General features: G+C 67.1%; 18 protein-coding genes and 1 pseudogene. 12 read left to right on the forward strand and 7 right to left on the reverse strand.

Annotated features, from left to right (window positions below; all coding sequences use genetic code 11):
- The first annotated feature begins 32 nt into the window (after nucleotides 1–32).
- Entirely contained in the window at nucleotides 33–1,265 is a 1,233-nt protein-coding gene (locus tag BLQ14_RS09195) for a hypothetical protein (protein ID WP_143004472.1), read from the forward strand.
- Between the two features lie 32 nt (nucleotides 1,266–1,297).
- On the forward strand, nucleotides 1,298–2,863 hold the full coding sequence (locus BLQ14_RS09200; RefSeq protein WP_092500275.1) for a substrate-binding domain-containing protein: 1,566 nt from the start codon (nucleotides 1,298–1,300) through the stop codon (nucleotides 2,861–2,863).
- Here the strand turns inward: BLQ14_RS09200 and radC are convergent.
- The 3 genes from radC to dnaK all read right to left on the reverse strand — a co-directional run bounded on the left by radC (nucleotide 2,854) and on the right by dnaK (nucleotide 6,870).
- Entirely contained in the window at nucleotides 2,854–3,669 is an 816-nt protein-coding gene (gene radC, locus BLQ14_RS09205) for a RadC family protein (protein ID WP_092500276.1), read from the reverse strand. The two genes, BLQ14_RS09200 and radC, sit on opposite strands and share 10 nt — an antisense overlap.
- Nucleotides 3,670–3,716: 47 nt before the next feature.
- Nucleotides 3,717–4,868 carry a molecular chaperone DnaJ gene (dnaJ, locus tag BLQ14_RS09210; protein ID WP_092500277.1) on the reverse strand — a complete coding sequence of 384 codons (1,152 nt, stop codon included), beginning with the start codon at nucleotides 4,866–4,868 and terminating at the stop codon, nucleotides 3,717–3,719.
- 85 nt (nucleotides 4,869–4,953) lie between these two features.
- Nucleotides 4,954–6,870, reverse strand: a complete 1,917-nt coding sequence (gene dnaK, locus BLQ14_RS09215; RefSeq protein ID WP_092500278.1) for a molecular chaperone DnaK — start codon at nucleotides 6,868–6,870, stop codon at nucleotides 4,954–4,956.
- A 232-nt stretch (nucleotides 6,871–7,102) separates the two neighbouring features.
- Between dnaK and BLQ14_RS09220 the strand changes: the two genes are divergently transcribed.
- Nucleotides 7,103–7,696 (forward strand): alpha-ketoglutarate-dependent dioxygenase AlkB family protein, encoded by a 594-nt coding sequence (locus BLQ14_RS09220; protein ID WP_092500591.1) that lies wholly within the window; start codon nucleotides 7,103–7,105, stop codon nucleotides 7,694–7,696.
- A gap of 10 nt (nucleotides 7,697–7,706) precedes the next feature.
- Here BLQ14_RS09220 and BLQ14_RS09225 read toward each other — a convergent pair whose 3' ends face one another.
- On the reverse strand, nucleotides 7,707–8,534 hold the full coding sequence (locus tag BLQ14_RS09225; RefSeq protein ID WP_092500279.1) for an ABC transporter permease: 828 nt from the start codon (nucleotides 8,532–8,534) through the stop codon (nucleotides 7,707–7,709).
- 175 nt (nucleotides 8,535–8,709) lie between these two features.
- Here BLQ14_RS09225 and cysQ point away from each other — a divergent pair, with 175 nt between their 5' ends.
- From cysQ to BLQ14_RS09270, 9 genes are all read left to right on the forward strand, one after another.
- Entirely contained in the window at nucleotides 8,710–9,510 is an 801-nt protein-coding gene (gene cysQ, locus BLQ14_RS09230) for a 3'(2'),5'-bisphosphate nucleotidase CysQ (RefSeq protein ID WP_092500280.1), read from the forward strand.
- Nucleotides 9,507–10,328 carry a 3-deoxy-manno-octulosonate cytidylyltransferase gene (locus BLQ14_RS09235; RefSeq protein ID WP_092500281.1) on the forward strand — a complete coding sequence of 274 codons (822 nt, stop codon included), beginning with the start codon at nucleotides 9,507–9,509 and terminating at the stop codon, nucleotides 10,326–10,328. The genes cysQ and BLQ14_RS09235 overlap by 4 nt, the downstream gene beginning before the upstream one ends.
- On the forward strand, nucleotides 10,325–11,578 hold the full coding sequence (locus tag BLQ14_RS09240; RefSeq protein ID WP_092500282.1) for a glycosyltransferase family 2 protein: 1,254 nt from the start codon (nucleotides 10,325–10,327) through the stop codon (nucleotides 11,576–11,578). Before BLQ14_RS09235 ends, BLQ14_RS09240 begins: the two co-directional genes overlap by 4 nt.
- 119 nt (nucleotides 11,579–11,697) lie before the next feature.
- A complete protein-coding gene (gene galU, locus BLQ14_RS09245) occupies nucleotides 11,698–12,594 on the forward strand; it encodes a UTP--glucose-1-phosphate uridylyltransferase GalU (protein ID WP_092500283.1) in 897 nt (298 codons plus the stop codon).
- 10 nt (nucleotides 12,595–12,604) lie between these two features.
- Nucleotides 12,605–13,591 (forward strand): UDP-glucose 4-epimerase GalE, encoded by a 987-nt coding sequence (gene galE / locus BLQ14_RS09250; protein ID WP_092500284.1) that lies wholly within the window; start codon nucleotides 12,605–12,607, stop codon nucleotides 13,589–13,591.
- Nucleotides 13,551–14,822 (forward strand): glycosyltransferase family 4 protein, encoded by a 1,272-nt coding sequence (locus BLQ14_RS09255; protein WP_092500285.1) that lies wholly within the window; start codon nucleotides 13,551–13,553, stop codon nucleotides 14,820–14,822. Before galE ends, BLQ14_RS09255 begins: the two co-directional genes overlap by 41 nt.
- A 48-nt stretch (nucleotides 14,823–14,870) precedes the next feature.
- Nucleotides 14,871–15,881, forward strand: coding sequence for a glycosyltransferase family 2 protein (locus BLQ14_RS09260; RefSeq protein WP_092500286.1), 1,011 nt, complete (start codon nucleotides 14,871–14,873; stop codon nucleotides 15,879–15,881).
- On the forward strand, nucleotides 15,878–17,584 hold the full coding sequence (locus BLQ14_RS09265; RefSeq protein WP_092500287.1) for a DUF5927 domain-containing protein: 1,707 nt from the start codon (nucleotides 15,878–15,880) through the stop codon (nucleotides 17,582–17,584). Before BLQ14_RS09260 ends, BLQ14_RS09265 begins: the two co-directional genes overlap by 4 nt.
- 1 nt (nucleotide 17,585) lies before the next feature.
- A complete protein-coding gene (locus BLQ14_RS09270; protein WP_092500288.1) occupies nucleotides 17,586–19,022 on the forward strand; it encodes a nodulation protein NodH in 1,437 nt (478 codons plus the stop codon).
- 15 nt (nucleotides 19,023–19,037) lie between these two features.
- Here the strand turns inward: BLQ14_RS09270 and ptsN are convergent, their stop codons facing one another.
- From ptsN to BLQ14_RS09285, 3 genes and pseudogenes are all read right to left on the reverse strand, one after another.
- Entirely contained in the window at nucleotides 19,038–19,502 is a 465-nt protein-coding gene (ptsN, locus tag BLQ14_RS09275; RefSeq protein ID WP_092500289.1) for a PTS IIA-like nitrogen regulatory protein PtsN, read from the reverse strand.
- Nucleotides 19,503–19,545: 43 nt separating this feature from the next.
- Nucleotides 19,546–20,130, reverse strand: a complete 585-nt coding sequence (gene hpf, locus BLQ14_RS09280; RefSeq protein WP_092500290.1) for a ribosome hibernation-promoting factor, HPF/YfiA family — start codon at nucleotides 20,128–20,130, stop codon at nucleotides 19,546–19,548.
- 137 nt (nucleotides 20,131–20,267) lie between these two features.
- Nucleotides 20,268–20,369 (reverse strand): annotated as a pseudogene (locus BLQ14_RS09285) (ABC transporter ATP-binding protein C-terminal domain-containing protein); the annotation flags it as partial.
- Nucleotides 20,370–20,517 lie beyond the last annotated feature (148 nt).

Consider the following 20,517-nt stretch of genomic DNA (forward strand, 5'->3'; position numbering starts at 1 on the left):
TACTGCGCAACAATCCGAGAGGAGTCGGGCAGATGTTGACGGGCAGGAGAAGACTCTTCACCGCCGTGGCCACGGTTGCGATGGCATCGGCCACGGTCGTGCTGATGGCTGCGCGCGAGTACCGCGGCGCCGCGCCCCCGCGCGCGAGCACAGACGCGGCCACCGCCGCGATCGCCGGGCGCGCTCGGAGCGACGGCGCGCAGAAGGAAACGGCGCCGACCGTTGCCGCCAGCGCCGCGCCAATTCCCGCGGCCGGCGGTGCCCCGGCGCTTCCTCGTGATCCCGCGGTGACGATTGTCGGGCTGGAGGAGAGGCCTCACGCTCAGGCGCTCAAGGCGCGGGTCGAGGCGCTTGACGTTCTGCTGCCCGCGGCAGCCCCGCGTGCTCCGGACGCGCCCGAGCCGGCGTCAACGCGGATGGAGGCATCCAACCCTGCGGGCGCGGAGGCAGAGCGCGGGACGCCCGAGACGGCCCGGGAGACGCGAGACGAACCCCGAGACGCGCCCGCCATGGGCATTCAGCCCGGCACAGGCGCCGTGGCGACGCGGCAGACGGAGCTTGCCCGCAATGCCTACGGCATCCCCTGCGGGCCGATGCTGTCGGCTTCCGCCGCGCCGGCGGCGATGATTTCCCTTACTCTGTCCGCGCCGTGCCGTGGGGGGCAGCGGGTGGAGATTGCCGCCGGTCCGCTCGTGTTCGATGCCCGCATCGATGCGCTCGGTACGCTTCGGCTCGATGTGCCCGCGCTCTTGGTGATCACGCCGGTCACGGCGCGTTTCGCCGATGACACGGTGTTGACCGCCGAGGTCGAGGCACCGGACGCCACCCGCTTCGAGCGGGTCGCGCTCTTGTGGAGTGGCGAGGGCGCAGGTCTGCAGGTTCACGCCCTTGAGCACGGGGCCGATTACGGCGGGCCCGGTCATGTCTGGGCGGGCGCGCCGCGCGGACCCGAGCGCGCGCTTGCCGGACGCGGCGGGTTTCTCACCCGGCTTGGCAACGCCGAGGGCGACCAGGCGCGCTTTGCGGAGGTCTACACCTTTCCTTCCGGCATGGCCCGGCGGGATGGGGTCGTGCGCCTGAGCATCGAGGCCGAGGTGACCGCGCGCAATTGCGGGCGGGACGTGCGCGGCGAGACCGTGCAGCCGACGCTTGGCGGCGGGCTTGAGACCAGGCACATCACCTTCGCGATGCCCGAATGCGATGCGCTGGGGCAATTTCTGGTGTTGAAAAACCTGCTCCGAGACCTGAGACTCGCCACCAACTGAGGCACGCAACTGAGCCGCGGGGCTCCTGGTCAATGAAGATGTGGCGTGCGGCGGTTCTCGCCGCGCCTTTCCTTGTCGGTTGGGCTTGGGGCGTGGCGGCGGAAGATGTCACGCTGATGGCGCGCGACGGTTCGCTGGAGATCAGCGGCACCGTCCTCGGCTTTGACGGCGAATTCTACCGGCTCGACACGATCTATGGCGAGCTGACGGTGGACGGCACCGCCGTCAGCTGTTCGGGGCCGGGGTGCCCGGACGTCGCCGCCTATGTGCCCGAGCTGAGGATCGCCGGCGCGCGCCGCATGGGCGCAGTGCTGATGCCGGCGCTCATCGAGAGTTTCGCCGCCCGGCAGGGATATCGCGCCGCGCTCGAGATCGTCTCTGACACCGCCTTTACCTACTCCCTGATCGAAAAGGCCACGGGCCGGCCGGCGGCGCACCTGCATTTCGATCTTTCGACCACGCGCGAAGGGCTGGCCCGCCTGCTCGCCGATGAGGCCGATCTCGCCCTCGCCCTGCGCGAGCCCACGCTCGAGGAGATCGCGGCGCACCGCGCGGCGGGGCTGGGTGAACTCGATGGACATCACCGCAGCGTGATCATCGGTCTTGACGCGCTCGTTCCCATCGTTGCGCCGGGCAATCCGGTACGGCGTATCTCGATGGAGGATCTCGCGCGCGTCTTCGCCGGCGAAGTCACCGACTGGAAGGAGCTTGGCTGGCCCGAAGGCCCGATCGCCTTGCATCTCGGCGCGGTGGGGGCGGGCAGTGCTGAGCTTTTCGAGGCTCGGGTAATGGCGCGCCATGGGCGCAGGCTCTCTCCCGCCGTCGAACGCCACGCCAGCGCCGAGGAACTGGCCGACGCCGTTGCCCGCGACGTGTTTGCCATCGGCATCGCCACCGCCTCCGAGCTTGGCAATGCCCGCCCCATGGCGCTGGCGGGCGGCTGCGGCATCTTCACGGCGCCCGATCCGGTATCGGTCAAGACGGAGGACTACCCGCTGACGATGCCACTCTTTGTCTACCTGCCGCCGCGGCGCCTGCCGCTGGTGATGCGCGAGTTCCTGCGCTTCGCGCGCAGTCCGGCCGCCCAGGCCGTGATCCGACGCGCGGGCTTCGTCGACCTCGGGCTCGGCAGGATCGGGCTGGAGCGTCAGGGGGTGCGGCTTGCCAACGCGATCTCGGCCGCCGGCGAGGAGACGCCGCTTTCCGAACTGCAGCGGCTGGTTTGGCTGATGCGGGGTGTCGAGCGGCTCACCCTCGCCTTCCGCTTCCGCAACGGCACTGCCGAACTCGATGCCCAGTCCCGCTCCAACATCGAGCTTCTGGCCGATCGGCTCGAAGCCGGGGAATTCGACGATCACCGCCTGGTATTCGTCGGCTTTTCCGATGGCGAGGGCCCGGCCGCAGCCAATCTCGCGCTTGCTCGGCGACGGGCCGAAACGGTGCGCGACGCGGTGCTGCGCGCCGCGCCGCTGGCGGATCGCCGGCGCATCCTGACGACGGTTGACGCCTTTGGCGAGGCGATGCCGCTTGCCTGCGACGACAGCGAATGGGGGCGCGCGGTGAACCGGCGGGTGGAGGTATGGGTGGCTCACAGGTAGCCCGCGGCGCGGAAGCTCAGCTCCCGTGAGCGGCCGATGATGATGTGGTCGTGGACCACAAGCCCGAGGGCCTCGGCCGCCGCCTCGATCTGGCGGGTCATGGAGATGTCAGCCTCCGAGGGCGAGGGGTCACCCGAGGGGTGGTTGTGCACGAGGATGAGCGCCGAGGCGTTGAGTTCGAGCGCGCGCCTGACGATCTCGCGCGGATAGACAGGCACGTGGTCAACGGTGCCCTGAGCCTGTGCCTCGTCGGCGATCAGCGCGTTCTTGCGGTCGAGGTAGAAGACGCGGAACTGCTCGGTCTCGCGGTGCGCCATGGCCGTGTGGCAGTAGTCAAGGAGCGCATCCCACCCCGAGATGACCGGACGGCCTAGCACGCGCGCCCGTGCCATGCGTCGCGCCACCGCCTCCATCAGCTTGAGCTCGCGGATCACCGCGGGCCCCGCCCCGGCGACTCTTGCCAGCCGGGGCGGGGAGGCGCTGATCACGCCCGCCAGATCGCCGAAGGCCTTCATGAGCGCCCAGGCGAGCGGCTTGACGTCGCCGCGCGGCATGGCACGGAAGAGGATCATTTCGAGAAGCTCGTAGTCGGCAAGCGCCGCCGGGCCGCCCTCGTCGAAGCGCGCGCGCAGCCGATCGCGGTGACCCCGGACGTAGGGGAGTTCGCCCGCAGGCGACGGCGGAGCGATCGCGCCGGCCGAGGTGTCGCTCAAGCCCCCGTTCAGATCGTGGGCTGCTGCGGCCTCCGCCTCGAACAGCGGCAGCGACGGGGCGGGGGCGGTCCGTTTTCGGGCGCGGGCGCTCATGGGCCCGAGCCTGCAGGAATGGGGGTGAATGCCGGGTTAACGGCGGCTCAGCCCTTCATGCTCTCCCAGAACTGCTTGACCTTGGTGAAGAAGCTTGCGCTTTCGGGGCTGTTGTCCTGACTTTCGCTCTCGCGCTCGAATTCACGCAAAAGCTCCTTCTGGCGCGGGGTCAGGTTTACGGGCGTTTCCACCGCCAGTTCGATGAACATGTCTCCCACCGCCCCGCCGCGGAGCGCCGGCATGCCCTTGCCGCGCAGGCGCATCTGCCGGCCAGACTGGCTGCCGGCCGGAATCTTCACCCGCGAACGGCCACCATCGATGGTGGGCACCTCGATGTCGCCGCCGAGGGCGGCGGTGGTCATCTTCACCGGCACGCGACAGAAGAGGTTGATGCCGTCGCGCTCGAAAAGCGGATGGCGGGCGACATCAAGGAAGATGTAGAGATCGCCCGGCGGTCCGCCCCTGAGCCCGGCCTCGCCTTCGCCCGAAAGCCGGATGCGGGTCCCCGATTCCACGCCGGCGGGTATGTTCACGCTGAGCGCGCGCTCCTTTTCCACCCGGCCGGCGCCACCGCACTCCCGGCAGGGGTCGTTGACGATCTGCCCGAGCCCGGCGCAGGTCGGGCAGGTCCGCTCGACGGTGAAGAAGCCCTGCTGGGCGCGCACACGCCCCATGCCCGAACAGGTCGGGCAGTGCTGGGGCTCGGCGCCGCTGGCCGCGCCGGTCCCCTGACAGGCCGTGCAGGTGACGGCGCTGCGCACCTTGATCGTCTTCTGCAGGCCCGAATAGGCTTCCTCGAGGGTGATGGTCAGATTGTGGCGCAGGTCCGAGCCCCGGCTTGCGCGCTGGCGGCCGCCACCGCGGCTGCCCATGAAATCCCCGAAAAGATCATCGAAGACGTCCGAGAAGGCGGAGGCGAAATCGGCATGCCCGAAGCCACCGCCACCGCGCGACCCGCCACCTCCCATGCCGCCCTCGAAGGCGGCGTGACCAAAGCGGTCATAGGCGGCGCGCTTCTGCGGATCCTTCAGCGCCTCATAGGCCTCGTTGACTTCCTTGAACTGCGCCTCCGCCTCGGGATTGTTGCCGTTGCGGTCAGGGTGCAGTTCCTTGGCCTTGCGGCGATAGGCCTTCTTGATTTCCTCCGCGCTCGCCGTGCGCGAAATGCCGAGGATCTCGTAGTAGTCGCGCTTTGCCATCGTCAGATCATTCCCCTCGGGAAAGCGAGGACCGGCCCGTGATGTACAGGCCGGCCCCGGTGCTCAGGCGTCCTGGTCAAGCCGCTCAGCGCGAGCGCTTGTCGTCGTCGAGGTCCTCGAAGTCGGCGTCAACGATGTCTTCGTCAACACCGCTGGGCTCATCCGATCCCTCGGACTCGCCGGCCTTTTCCTGCTGAGCCTTGTAGATCGCCTCGCCCAGCTTCATCGCGGCCTCGGTGACGTTCTGGATACCGGCCTTGATCTTGCCGGCATCGTCGCCCGCCATGGTCTCCTCGAGGTTCTTGAGCGCCAGCTCGATCGCCTCGACGGTGGCCGGGTCGACCTTGTCGCCGTGCTCCTCGATCTGCTTCTTCGTGGTGTGGATGAGCGCCTCGGCCTGGTTCTTGGTTTCGACCAGTTCACGCCGCTTGCGGTCTTCCTCGGCGTGCGCCTCGGCCTCCTTCACCATCCGCTCGATCTCCTCCTCGGTCAGACCGCCGGAAGCCTGGATGGTGATCTTCTGCTCCTTGCCGGTGGCCTTGTCCTTGGCCGAGACGTGCACGATGCCGTTGGCGTCGATGTCGAAGGTCACCTCGATCTGCGGCACGCCGCGCGGCGCGGGCGGGATGCCCTCGAGGTTGAACTGGCCGAGCAGCTTGTTGTCCGCGGCCATCTCCCGCTCACCCTGGAAGACCCGGATCGTCACCGCGGACTGGTTGTCCTCGGCGGTGGAGAAGATCTGGCTCTTCTTCGTGGGGATGGTGGTGTTGCGGTCAATGAGCCGGGTGAACACGCCACCCAGCGTCTCGATGCCGAGCGAGAGCGGCGTGACGTCGAGCAGCACCACATCCTTGACGTCGCCCTGCAGTACGCCGGCCTGGATCGCGGCACCCATCGCCACCACCTCGTCGGGGTTCACGCCCTTGTGGGGCTCCTTGCCGAAGAAGTTGGTCACCTCCTCGACGACCTTGGGCATCCGGGTCTGACCGCCGACGAGGATCACCTCGTCGATGTCGCTCGCCGACAGCCCGGCATCCTTGAGCGCGTCCTTGCAGGGCTTGAGCGTCTTCTTGATGAGGTCGGAGACCAGCGACTCGAGCTTCGCCCGCGTCAGCTTCATCACCAGGTGCAGCGGCGCGCCGCCGTTCGGATCCATGGTGATGAACGGCAGGTTGATCTCGGTCTGGGTGGCCGAGCTCAGCTCGATCTTCGCCTTCTCCGCGGATTCCTTCAGACGCTGCAGCGCCATCCGGTCCTTGGTGAGGTCGACGCCATGCTCCTTCTTGAACTCGTCGGCGAGGTAGCGGACGATCCGCATGTCGAAGTCCTCACCGCCGAGGAAGGTGTCGCCGTTCGTCGACTTCACCTCGAAGAGGCCCTCGTCGATCTCCAGGATGGTGATGTCGAAGGTACCGCCGCCGAGGTCGTAGACCGCGATGGTCTCGGAGTTCTTCTTGTCGAGGCCGTAGGCCAGCGCCGCCGCGGTGGGCTCGTTGATGATGCGCAGCACCTCGAGCCCGGCGATCTTGCCGGCGTCCTTGGTGGCCTGACGCTGGGCGTCGTTGAAGTAGGCGGGAACGGTGATGACCGCCTGCTTGACCTCCTCGCCGAGGAAGTTTTCGGCGGTTTCCTTCATCTTCTTCAGGATGAAGGCCGAAATCTGCGCCGGCGAGTATTTCTTGCCGTCAACCTCGACCCAGGCGTCGCCGTTCGGCCCCTCGACGATCTTGTAGGGGACGATCTTCTTGTCCTTCTCCACCTCCGGGTCGTCATAGCGGCGCCCGATCAGGCGCTTGACCGCGAAGATGGTGCGCTCGGGGTTGGTGACCGCCTGCCGCTTGGCGGGCTGGCCCACGAGAATCTCTCCACTGTCCGTGAAGGCGACGACCGACGGCGTGGTGCGGGCGCCCTCGGAGTTCTCGATCACCCGGGGCTGGGAGCCCTCCATGACCGCCACGCAGGAGTTGGTCGTCCCGAGGTCGATACCGATGACTTTGGCCATGTTCCGTCTATCCTTTCTTTTCGGCGATGTCGTGGAGGCGCGGCCCTCAGAGGCACCGCCCTCCGATCCCTTGGATTTGGCCGGCTGGCCCTCCCGGCCCCGGCTTCCCGGCGTATATAAGAAGCGGGTTCTGACCCTGCAACCGTGCCCCATGGACGAAAAGTGCAAAAAAACCGCGGCAGTTTCGGGCTCGGCCAGCGGGGCCGCTCGGGGCCGCGCCGCACCTTCGCTGATGCTGCGCGGCGTTGCCGTATTTCGTGAGTTTCTGCCTCTGGACGACCAGGGCGCCATGCTTGACGAGATACGCGCGGTCATCGCCGCCGCGCCGCTCTTCCGGCCGGTCACACGCTGGGGGCGGCCAATGTCGACCAGGATGACCTCGGCAGGGCGCTGGGGCTGGTTCTCCGATCGGCGCGGCTACCGGTATGTCGGAACCCACCCCGAGACAGGCGAGCCGTTTCCGCCGATCCCGCCGAGCGTGCTCGCGGTGTGGGAGCAGGTCACGGGGCTTGCGCGGCAGCCCGATTGCTGCCTTGTGAACTTCTATGACGCGAGGGCCCGGATGGGGCTGCACCAGGATCGTGACGAGGCCGATTTCACCTATCCGGTGGTGTCGATTTCGCTGGGCGATTCCGCGCTCTTCCGGGTCGGCAACATCGAGCGTGGCGGGTCGACGGAATCGCTGTGGCTGCATTCCGGCGATGTGCTGGTGATGGGCGGTCCGGCGCGGCTCGTGCATCACGGCATCGACCGCATCCGCCCAAGCTCATCGACGCTGATCGAGGGCGGTGGGCGGATCAATCTGACGCTCAGGGTCGTGAAGTGAGCGCCACCCGTCACTTGCCCGCGAGCCAGCTCGCGGACGCCGCGCGCCGGGTATAGAACTCGCCCAACAGCCCGATCATCACGAGGGCGAGCGAGAAGAAGACCGGATAGGCGATCGAGGTGTAGTGCGGCGTGTAGTTGATGAAGGTGAAGCCCCGCGCTTGATCGATGCAGTGAAACAGCGGATTCCAGGAGAACAGCACCACCTTCGAGTGCGGCAGGGCATTGGCCACGAACATCTTTCCCGAGGCGATCATGTTGAGCCGCCGGTAGATTTGCGAGACGATGTTGGTGAAGCGCGGCATCCAGGGCTTCAGCGCCAGAAAGATCAGGCCCACCGCGACGCCCGAGAACCAGCCCAGCACGACCATGCCGAGCGCATAGACGGGCTGCTCGATGGTGATGGGGTTGAAACCCACGTGATAGACGAAGAGCACCACCATCATGCCCAGAAGCTGGATATAGAGCGAGGCGAGCGCGGCCGAGGTGATCGAGACGGCGGTGGTCATCGGCGCATGCAGCATCATCGGCGAGGTCGGCCCCTCGGCCCCCATGACCGCCCCGACCGCCTGGTTGTGGGTGATGAAGATGAAGATGCCGCTCATGAGAAAGAGGACGAAGTCGCCCCTTATGGCATTGCCGCGCATGCCGAGCAGCGCGAACATCAGATAGAAGACCGCGACGAGGATGAGCGACTGCAGTATCGCGTAGAAAAGCCCAAGTATGGCGTTGCCGTGGCTCTTGCGCACATTGCGCACCGTGGCGTGATAGATGACCTCCAGCGTGCGGATGATCGCACCGAAGGTCGTCGTCGGCGTTGCCGCTCTGGTCTGGAACATCGCCGCTTTTCCCGCCTTTCCGCTCCTTGGCCGCCGTCCGGCGGCTTTCCATGCCGCCGATTGTCGGTGATTTTCCGTCTCGGAGGCTTTACGTCATGATATGGCCCGAAATATGGCATTCTGAAACATGATCAAACGGACGGTCGGCCAGGGCCGCCCACGAGAGGAGAGCAGTGTGGACAAGAAGGAACTGGTGGCGGTCATGCGCCGGCTGGCGATCGAGGCGGGCGCGGCCATCATGGAGATTTATGGCGGCGAGGATCTCGAAGTGCGGGCCAAAGGCGACGAGAGCCCGGTCACTGCCGCCGACGAGGCTGCCGACGAGCTGATCGCGCGGGGGCTTCGCGAGGCGTTCCCTGACCTGCCGCTGGTGACGGAGGAGCAGCCCGACTCGCACGCTCAGGAAGCGAAGACCTTTCTCATCGTCGATCCGCTCGATGGCACGAAGGAATTCGTCAAGCGCCGCGGCGAGTTCACCGTCAACATCGCCTATGTCGAGAACGGCATGCCACGGCACGGTGTGGTCTACGCCCCGGCCAAGGGGCGTCTCTTCTACACGCTTGCCGAAGGCGGAGCGGTGGAGGAGACCGGCGCCCACGATTCCGCGCGCACCGGACAGACCCGGCCGTTGCGCGTTGCCGCGCCGGACAATTCCGCACTTCGGGTGGTCGCATCGAAGTCGCACCGCGACGCCGCGACCGATGCCTACATCGCGCGCTACCGCGTCGCCGAGCTGAAGAGCGCGGGCTCCTCCCTCAAGTTCTGTCTGGTCGCCAGCGGCGAGGCTGACCTCTACCCGCGTCTCGGACGAACCATGGAATGGGACACCGCGGCCGGTCATGCCGTGCTCGCGGCCGCCGGCGGGAGGGTGGTGCGCTTCGACGATCTCAGCCCCCTGACCTACGGCAAGCCGGGCTTCGAGAACCCGTTCTTCATAGCCTACGCGCCGGGGGTGGAGCTGATCGCGGGCACATGAGCGTTCTTCTCGTCATTCCCGCGCGCCATGCCTCCACGCGCTATCCGGGCAAGCCGCTTGCGCGGCTGACGGGGCCGGACGGGGTAACACGAACGCTTCTTGAACTCACATGGGCCGCCGCGCAGGCCGTCCCCGGTGTGGCGCGCGCCGTTGTCGCCACCGATGACGAGCGCATTGCCGCCGAGGCACGGCGCATCGGTGCCGAGGCCGTGATGACCTCCCCCGACTGCCGCAACGGCACCGAGCGTGTGGCCGAGGCCGTCGAGCGGCTCGGGGGCGGTTACGAGCTTGTCGTCAACCTGCAGGGTGACGCCCCGTTGACCCCGCCCTGGTTCGTGACGGCGGTGATTGAAGCACTGGCGGCAGACCCGCAAGCGGAGATGGCCACGCCGGTACTGCGTTGCGACGGGCGGGCGCTGCGTCACATGCTGGAGGATCGCGCCGCCGGCCGGCCGGGGGCGACCACCGCCGTCTTCGATGCCGCGGGCCGGGCGCTCTACTTCTCCAAGGAGGTGATCCCTCACGCCTCGCATATCTACGCCGACGACGAGGTGACGCCGGTTTATCATCACGTGGGGCTTTACGCTTTCCGACCCGATGCGCTCGAGGCATATCGCCGCTGGCCCGTGGGGCGGCTCGAGGCGCTGGAGGGGCTTGAACAGCTGCGGTTTCTCGAAAACGGGGCGAGGGTTCTCTGTGTCGAGGTCGAGGCACGCGGGCGGCGCTTCTGGGAGCTCAACAATCCCGAGGATGTCGCCCGCATCGAGGCGATCCTCGCAGCAGAGGCCGCCGCGCGGCCGGCGCCGGCGGGGCCATGACGGCCCTGCCCACGAGCGTTGTCATCGTCAGCAGGGGCAGGGGCGCAGAGCTCTCCCGCTGTCTTCTCGCCGTCTCGCAGCTCGATCACCCCGCCTTCGAGGTGATCGTGGTGGCGGACCCGGAAGGGCTCGCGGCGGTGGCGCGCTCAGGCCTTGCGGGCAGGATCAAGACGGTGCCTTTCGATGCGCCCGGCATCTCGGCTGCGCGCAATGCGGGCATTGCCGCGGCGGCGGGCGAGCTGATCGCCTTTCTCGATGACGACGCCGTGCCCGAGCCGGCCTGGCTGCGACACCTCGCGGGCGCGATCGAGACCACGGGCGCGGAGGCGGCGGCCGGCTACGTGCGCGGGCGCAACGGGATCAGCTTCCAGAGCCGGGCGGTGGCGGTGGACCCGCTCGGCCGGGATCTGCCGCTTGAGTTCGATGGAGATGCGCCGGTCGTGCCCCAGGTTCCGGCGGGGGCGGCAGTCAAGACCGTGGGCACGAACTGCGCCTTTCGTCGCGACGTGCTGCTCGCTCTTGGCGGTTTTGACCCGGCCATCACGTTCTTCATGGACGAGACCGATCTCGACTTGCGCCTTGCCGCCGCGGGCGGTCGGGTGGCGGTGGCGCCGCTGGCCGAGGTTCATCACGCCTTCGCGCCCTCGCCGCGCCGCCGCGCCGACAGGCTCCCGCTCGATCTCGCCGACATCGGCCGGTCCTCAGCCCGCGTGATGCGTCGTCACGCGCCATGGGCCGACGCCGGACGGCGGTTTGCCGAGCTGCGGGCGGAGCAAGAGGCGCGGATCGCGCGGCATGTACAGGCCGGCAACTGCCCGCCCGAGGCCCTCGGCCGCCTTCTTGCCACGCTCGAACGCGGCTGGGCGGAAGGCCTCCGCGCGCCGCTTGAAGGCGGCCCGTGGCTGGCGCGGGCCTCGCCGCCGGCCTTCCTGCGGTTCCGCCCCGAGCGGCCCTTCGGCGCCGATCTCGTGCTCGCAGGGTCGCTCCTGGCCGCGGGCCGCCTGCGCCGCGAAGCGGCGCGCGCCGTTCGTGAGGGGCGGCGCACAAGCCTTTATCTTTTCGATCACACGCCCCGCCGTCATCGCCTGCGCTTCACCGCCGACGGCGTATGGGAACAGAGCGGAGGTCTTTACGGGGCGTCGGACCGCGGCGATCCGCCGTTCCGCTTCTGGCGTTTTCGCGCCCGGGTGGAAAGGGAGTGCGCAAGAACCCGCCTGGTGCGCGCGACTGTCGTCTCGGAAGGGAAATAATGTTGCGAAAACGGCACCTATTCACGATTTTGCCATTGTTTGGTCTCACCATTGACCGCACGGGGCGTTAACAATCCGGCAACGCTTGAGGCAGCGCATTGAAGGTGAGAAAATAAAACATGCCACGCAAGGTCACCAAGGCGATCTTTCCCGTTGCGGGCCTCGGCACCCGCTTTCTTCCGGCGACCAAGTCGATCCCGAAGGAAATCATGACCTTGGTTGACCGGCCGCTGATCCAGTACGCCATCGACGAGGCGCGCGCCGCCGGGATCAGGGAGTTCATCTTCGTGACCTCGCGCGGCAAGAGCGCGCTTGAGGACTATTTCGACCATGCGCCGGAGCTTGAGGCCACGCTGCGCCGGAGCGGCAAGAAGGAGCTTCTGGCGGTGCTGAAGAGCACCAACATGGACTCGGGCGCCATCGCCTACATCCGCCAGCACAAGCCGCTCGGCCTCGGCCATGCGGTCTGGTGCGCGCGGCGGCTGATCGCGCCGAACGAGCCCTTCGCCGTCATCCTTCCCGATGACGTGATCGCGGCGGAAAAGCCCTGTCTGCGGCAGATGGTCGAAGCGTATGAGAACACGGGCGGCAGCATGGTCGCGGCAATGGAAGTGCCGCCCGAGAAGGCCTCTGCCTACGGGGTTCTCGATGTGCGCGAGAACATGGGTGCGCTCGTCTCGGTCAAGGGAATGGTCGAGAAGCCTGCACCCGGCGACGCGCCCTCGAACCTCGCCGTGATCGGGCGCTACATTCTCTCGCCCAAGGTTCTGCAGAATCTCAGCCGTATCAAGAGTGGCGCGGGGGGCGAGATCCAGCTGACCGATGCCATTGCCCGCGAGATCGCCGAGGGGCGGGATGTGTGGGGCTTCCGATTCCGCGGGCAGCGCTTCGACTGCGGCTCGAAGGCGGGTTTTCTGCAGGCGACCGTGGCCTTCGGCATGGCGCGCGAGGATCTGAGGGACGATTTCATCGCCTATCTGCACGAGGTCATGGCGCTGCAAAAGGCTGCCCAGTAGGGCGCGGTCGATGGGTGAAGTCGTTCTGGTCACCGGCGGGGCAGGCTACATCGGGGCTCATGCCTGCAAGGCGCTTGCGGCTGCGGGGCATGTGCCCGTCACCTATGACAGCCTCGTCACGGGCTGGGAGGAGGCGGTGAAGTTCGGTCCCTTCGAGAAGGGCGACATTGCCGACCGGGCCCGGCTCGACGGGGTGTTGCGCAAGTACCGGCCGGCGGCGGTGATGCATTTCGCAGCGCTCAGCCTCGTTGGCGAGAGCATGGCCGACCCGGGTCGCTACTGGCGCAACAACCTGTGCGGCTCGCTCACCCTGATCGAGGCGGCGGTGGCGGCGGGCTGCCGCAACTTCGTCTTTTCCTCCACATGTGCCACCTATGGCGAGCACGACAACGTGCTCCTTGACGAGAGCACACCGCAGCAGCCGATCAACGCCTATGGCGCCTCGAAGCGCGCGGTGGAGGATGTTCTCACGAATTTCGAGGCGAGCCATGGCCTCAACTCGGTGATCTTCCGCTATTTCAACGTCGCCGGCGCCGACCCCGAAGGCGAGATTGGCGAACAGCACCGCCCCGAGACGCATCTTATCCCGGTCATGCTCGAGGCGATCGAAGGCCGGCGCCCGGCGCTGACCATTCATGGGACCGATTACGACACGCCCGACGGCACCTGCATCCGCGACTATGTGCATGTGATGGATCTGGTGGAGGCGCATGTGGCCGGGCTCGAGTGGCTGCTGGCCGGGCGCGGCAGCCGGGTGTTCAACCTTGGCACGGGCAAGGGGTTTTCGGTGCGCGAGGTGGTGGAGGCGGCCCGGCGGGTGACGAACCTTCCCGTGCCCGTGGTCGAAGGCCCCCGCCGGCCCGGTGACTGCACGCGCCTTGTCTCGGGCAGCGCGCGCGCCGCGGCCGAGCTTGGCTGGGTGCCGCATCGCTCCACTCTCGAGACGATGATCGCCGATGCCTGGCGCTGGCACCGCGGCCCCGGCTTTGCGCGCTGAGGTGCCGCCGGCGCGCTGTCTTGACGTCTCGCGCCTGATCAGCCGCGTGGGCCGCGGGCCGATGACCGGCGTCGACCGGGTCGAGTTCGCCTATCTCACCCATCTGCTCGAAAGGCCCGAGCCGCTGTTTCTGCTCAGCCGCACCGCGCTCGGCCATGTCCTGCTCGACAGGCACGGCGCGGAGACGCTGCGGGCGCTTCTCGCAGGGGAGCGGGAAAGCTGGGAGCGCCCCGATCTTCTCGCCACCCTTTTCCGCCGCCTGCCCGAGCCGCGGCGGCGGGCCGAGGCGACGCTGCGCCGGCTCGCCGTGGCGCGTGCCCGGCGGGGGCGGCTTGGTCGCATGCTTGCGCGCCACCTGCCGCCCGGCAGCGTCTATTTCAACGTGGGTCATGCCAACCTGACCGAGGAGGTGCTCGCCGCGTGGCAGGGATTGCCCGGGGCGCGCATCGCCGTTCTGATCCATGATACCATTCCGCTTGACCACCCCGAATTCCAGCGCCCCGGCACCTCGGACCGGTTCGCCGCGATGCTGGCGCGTGTCGCCCGGCGGACCGAGCTCATCATCTGCAATTCCGCCTTCACCGAGACGCGCCTGCGCCACTGGCTCGCGCGCCTCGCCCCCGGCGCCTCCCCGAGGAGCCTCGTCGCGCATCTGGGTGTGGAACCTGCGCCGCCCGATGCCTCGCTGCTGCCGGAAAGCGTTCGGGCGGCGGGCACGTACTTCGTCTGCGTCGGCACCATCGAGCCGCGCAAGAACCACGCACTTCTCCTCGATGTGTGGGAGGCGCTCGAGCGCGATCTCGGAGCCCGCCACACGCCGCCGCTCATTCTTGCCGGCAGCCGTGGATGGGAGAACCGCGACGTCTTCGCCCGCCTTGACGTCATCGCCGCGCGTGGCGGATCGGTGCGCGAGTTGCCCGGCCTTGCCGACGCGGCCTTGTCGGCGCTGATCGCCGGTTCGGCAGGGCTGCTGTTTCCGAGCCGGGCCGAGGGTTTCGGCCTGCCGCCGGCCGAGGCCGCGGCGCTGGGCGCACGTGTCCTTTGTGCCGATCTTCCCGTCTACCGGGAGTTTCTAGACGATTACCCGGTTTACGCAAAGCCCGACGACATGTATTTCTGGCTGCAAACAACAGGACGTTGGGCGGCAGACATACGGGCAGACCGCAGAGCCGGGGCATTCCGCCCGCCGCGCTGGTCGGAGCACTTCAGATGCGTCTTGAGTGCGATATGATGCCCGCCGTGTCGCGCTGTCGCCGAACGGCCGGCGAGAGGATGGCAAGTGGGAGTGTTGCGGTCATACCGCCTGCGGCTCGAGCGCAAGCGCCGGCTGTGGCGCGCCTTCCGCAAGCGCCGGGAACTTGACCGCGTCGCCGACCGCACCGCGCAGATCCGCGAGGGCGACATTCTGCTGTTCTCGACCCTGCGCAACGAGCGGGTTCGGCTTGACTATTTTCTCGACTACTACCGCGGGCTCGGGGTCAACCATTTCCTGATGGTCGACAACGCCTCCGACGACGGCTCGGCCGAGTATCTCGCCAGCCAACCCGATGTCTCGCTCTGGCATACCGCTCACAGCTACAAGCGCGCGCGCTTCGGGATGGACTGGCTCACCTGGCTCATGCGCCGTCATGCGCATGGGCACTGGGCGGTGACGGTGGATGTTGACGAGTTCCTCGTCTATCCCTTCTGCGACACCCGGCCCCTGCGCGCGCTGACCGACTGGCTGGACGCTTCGTCGATCCGCTCCTTCAGCGCCATGATCCTCGACATGTATCCCAAGGGACCGGTCAACGAGGCCGCCTATACGGCGGGGCAGGATCCGTTCGAGGTGGCCTGCTGGTTCGACTCCGGCAACTACACCATTCAGCGCAACGCGAAATACGGCAATCTGTGGATCCAGGGCGGGCCCAGGGCGCGGATGTTCTTTACAGAGCGACCCGAGCGCGCCCCGGCTCTCAACAAGGTGCCGCTGGTCAAATGGCACCGCAGTTATGCCTATGTCAGTTCGACCCACACGCTGCTGCCGCGCGGGCTCAATCTCGTCTATGACGAGTGGGGCGGCGAAAAGGCCTCGGGCTGCCTGTTGCATGCGAAGTTTCTCGGCATGCTCAAGGAGAAGGCCGAGGAAGAGTTGGAGCGCCGCCAGCACTATGCCAACAGCTTCGAATACCGCGTCTACCGCCAGCGGCTGAGCGACAATCCAGATTTCTGGAACCGCTGGTCGGAGAAATACATCAACTGGCGGCAGCTGGAGATACTGGGCCTGATGTCGCGGGGGAACTGGGCATGAAGGTGGGCTTCGTGATGCTCGTGCACGAGGCGCTCGACCGCGCCCAGCAGGTCGCGCGGCACTGGGCGCGCCAGGGCGCGCCGGTGGTGATCCATGTCGATCGCCGCGTTGCCGCAGCGGACTTCCAGCGCCTCAAGGATGCCCTGTCCGACCTCGAGCAGGTGCGCTTCGCCCGCCGGTTCCGCTGCGAATGGGGCACCTGGTCGCTGGTGCAGGCGAGCCAGGCCGGCTCGGAACTGATGCTCGAGACCTTTCCCGAGGTCACCCACGTGTATCTTGCCAGCGGCTCGTGCCTGCCGCTGCGCCCGCTCAGTGATCTCGAAGCGTATCTCGCCGCGCACCCCGGCATTGATTTCATCGAGTCGGTGACCACCGAAGACGTGCCGTGGACGGTCGGCGGCCTGGATCAGGAGCGGTTCACGTTGCGCTTTCCCTTCTCGTGGAAGCGTCACCGACGGCTCTTTGATGGCTATGTGAGGCTTCAGCGCCGCCTCGGACTGCGCCGCCGCATACCCGAGGGGCTCACCCCGCATCTGGGCAGCCAGTGGTGGTGCCTCACCCGCGAAACGCTGACGGCCATACTCACCGATCCGCGGCGGTCCGAATTCGACCGTTACTTCGCCAAGGTCTGGATTCCGGACGAAGGCTATTACCAGACTTTGGCGCGGCTGCACTCCCGGCAGATCGAAAGCCGTTCGCTGACGCTTTCGAAGTTCGATTTCCAGGGCAAGCCGCACATCTTTTACGACGATCATCTGCAGCTCCTGCGCCGCTCGGACTGTTTCGTGGCCCGCAAGATCTGGCCACATGCGCACCGGCTCTACGACGCCTTTCTCGACCCCTCGAACGCGATCATGACCGGCGCCGAGCCGAACCCCGGCAAGATCGACCGCGTGTTCGCCAAGGCAGTGGAGCGGCGCACGCGCGGCCGTCCGGGGCTCTACATGCAGAGCCGTTTTCCCAACCCCGGCTGGGAAAACGGCAAGACCTGCGCGCCCTACTCCGTGTTCGAAGGCTTCGCCGAGCTTTTCGAGGATTTCGAGGAGTGGCTCGCGCGGCTTACCGGCGCGCGCGTTCACGGGCATCTCTACGCGCCCGAGCGTGCCGAGTTCACGGGCCGGCAGCCGATCTATACTGGCGGGCTCAGTGACAACGCGAAACTGCGCGACTACAACCCGCAGGCGTTTCTGACCAGCCTGATCTGGAACACGCGCGGTGAACATCAGGCGTTTCAGTTCGGTCCCCGCGACAACCAGACGATTGGCGAGTTCTTCGCCACGGATTCGAATGCCCAGGTCTGGGTCATCACGGGGGCCTGGGCGGTGCCGCTCTTTCGCTCGCGCCGCGATTTCGCCGAGCTCCGCAAGGAAGCGGCACGGCTGCAGAAGATCGAGGCGGCGCATCTTGATGTGCTGCGCTCGCCTCACCGCAAGGCAAGGGTGCGTATCTGGACGATGGCCGATTTCGTCGAGGCGCCGATGGAGCCTTTGCAGGCGATCGTTGACGAGATCGGTGCCCGCGGCGCGAAGCGTCTGACGGAGGTGCCGCGCATGGTCGATCTCACCGGTTTCGGCAGCTTCCTGCAGAGGCTCAAGAATGCCGGCATGAAGCCGCATCTCATGGGGGATTTCCCGGTCGGAGACGGCGCTGGGGCGGGTTCCCGCACGCCGTCGCCGCGCCCCAATGCCGCCGGGATGCGCTGAGATGTCAGGACGTTTCGACTACTTCATTCTCCTCGCCGAAATGCGCACCGGCTCGAATTTTCTGGAGGAGAACATCAACACCTATCCGGGGCTGCATTGCTACGGCGAGCTTTTCAATCCGCATTTCATCGGCCACGCCCGGCAGACGGAGCTGCTGGGCGTCGACCTTGCCTCGCGGGAGCGCGATCCGCTGGCGCTTCTGGCGCGCATTCGCGAGAAAACCGGCGGCGTTCCGGGGTTTCGCTTCTTTCATGACCATGACCCCCGCATCCTCGATCACTGCCTGAATGACCCGCGTTGTGCCAAGGTCGTGCTCACCCGCAATCCCCTCGACAGCTACATTTCGCTGAAGATCGCCAGCCAGACCGGGCAATGGCGGCTCAACGACATGAAATTCGCCAAGTCCGCGAAAGTGCGCTTCGATGGCGCGGAATTCGAGGCGCATCTGAACCGGCTGCAGGAATTTCAGCTGCGGGTGCAGCGCGCCCTGCAGGTGACCGGGCAGACGGCCTTCTACATCGGCTATGACGATCTGCAGGATGTGGAGGTGCTCAACGGGCTCGCGCGTTTTCTTGGCAGCGAGGGCGAGAGGCGGCAGATCGCTCACATCACCAAGGTGCAGAATCCTGGTGGCTTCGAAGAGAAGGTGACGAATTTCGGCGAGATGCAGGCGGTACTGGCGCGCATCGACCGTTTCGACCTCTCGCGCACCCCGAATTTCGAGCCGCGCCGCGGTCCGGCCGTCCCCGGCTGGGTGGCGGCGGCCCGTACGCCGGTCATCTATATGCCCGTTCGCTCGGGAGTGGAAGCGGCGGTGGAGCGCTGGCTTGCCGCGCTCGACGGGGAGGATGTTGCGGGACTGCAGCGCAATTTCACGCAGAAGACCCTGCGCCAGTGGTGGCGCCGCGTCGGGGCACATCGCGGGTTCACCGTCCTGCGCCACCCGGTGGAGCGGCTCTGGTGGGCGTTCGCCGCGCTGATCCTTCCCGAGGATGTGCCGCAATTTGCCGAGATACGCGAGACGCTGAGAACCGTTTACAACGTGCCGATCCCGAAGAGCCTTCCCCCCGAGGGAATCGGCAGGGAGGAGGCGCGCGCGGGCTTTCTGGGCTTTGCCCGCTTCGTCAGGGGCAATCTGGGCGGCCAGACCTCGATCCGGGTCGATCCGCACTGGGCTTCTCAGGACATGGTGTTGCAGGGCTTCGCGCGCTTCGCCTCTCCCGACATGATCCTGCGCGAAGAGACAATCGAGCAGGGCCTGGCCCAGCTCTGTGCCCAGCTCGGGGTGGAATGCCCCGCCTGGCAGCCTGCGGCCGAGCCGTCGGGCGTGCCGCCCCTTGCCGAAATCTACGACGGCGAGATCGAGGCGGCAACGCGCGCCATCTACCGGCGCGACTATCTTGCCTTCGGCTTTGCCGACTGGACGCCGCGCGGATGAAGGGGGGCGCCCGGCTCAGGCGGCCTTTGTCGCGGCGCGTTCGGTGAGAATCGCGTGGAGGATCGCCGGATCGTCATTGGCGCGCAGCTTCGCGCGAAGATCCGGGTCACGCATCATGCGCGAGATCAGGGCCAGGGCCTTGAGGTGCTCGACCCCCGCGTTTTCGGGCGCGAAGAGTGCGAAGACCAGATCGACGGGCTTGCGATCCACCGCGTCGAATTCCACCGGCTTTTCCAGCCGCAGGAAAGCGCCGACCACGTGATCGAGGCCGCTCAGCCGCGCGTGCGGCAGCGCCACCCCTTCGCCCACGCCCGTCGGGCCAAGCGACTCACGCTCCTGCAGGGCATCGAGCGCCTCGCGCGCATTCACGCCGTAAACCGAGGCGGCTATCTCGGCCAGTTCCTGAAACAGGCGCTTCTTGCTGGTCGGGTTGGCGACAACCCGCACCGCCTTCGGAGTCAGAATCTCTGAAATTTCCATGTTACCTGCTCTTGGCCGGCCGGGGTCCGGGGTGCGGCGGGGCTCAGCCCGCGGCCCCTGCGCTTGGGTCGATCCAGCCAATGTTGCCATCTTCGCGACGGTAGACCACGTTGATCTCACCGTTTCGCTCGTTGCGGAAGACCAGAATAGCGGCACTCGCCAGCTCCATCTGCATGACGGCCTCACCGACCGAAACGGAAGGGATCACGGTCTGCGTCTCGGCGATGATCACCGGCTGCAGCGGCTCGGCTTCTTCCGCGCCGTCATCCCCTTCCGATGGCGCGAGGATATACGTCGCCCCGCCCGTCACTTCAACGGGCTCGGCGCGCTTGTGATGATGGTCGCGAAGCTTGCGCTTGTGGCGGCGCAACTGTTTGTCCATTTTCTCGACGGCGCTGTCGAAGGCAGCATAGGCGTCGCCGCCCGTGGCATGACAGCGCGCCAAGAGCCCGGTGGACAGGTGCACCACGGCCTCGCAGGCGATCGCATGCGCCTCGGGCGAGAAGACGACATGGGCGTCAGTGGCACGCAGGGCGTATTTGTCCACCATGTCGGCAATCTCGTCCTGCACGTGGGTCTGCAGGGCGGTGCCTATTTCCATGCCCTTGCCGCTGATCTGGTAGCGCATCTTTCCTCCGGCTCGTGAAATTGAACGCCAATGGCGGTGCGGGAATGCTCCGCCCCCTCATTTGGACGTCCGGCGCGGCGGGCTGTCAACCATTGCGCCCCGCGCGTGTCAAGGGAGCCTGGCCGTTGACGCGACGGTCAGCGAATGGTGAACTCTTCGCCGAGATAGACCCGGCGCACGGCGGCGTCGGCAACGACCTCCTCGGTGGTTCCGCTCATCAGCACCTGGCCATCGTGAAGGCTCGTCCTGCACGTGGGTCTGCAGGGCGGTGCCTATTTCCATGCCCTTGCCGCTGATCTGGTAGCGCATCTTTCCTCCGGCTCGTGAAATTGAACGCCAATGGCGGTGCGGGAATGCTCCGCCCCCTCATTTGGACGTCCGGCGCGG

The organism is Meinhardsimonia xiamenensis, assembly GCF_900102905.1.
GTDB classification, from domain to species: Bacteria; Pseudomonadota; Alphaproteobacteria; order Rhodobacterales; family Rhodobacteraceae; genus Meinhardsimonia; species Meinhardsimonia xiamenensis.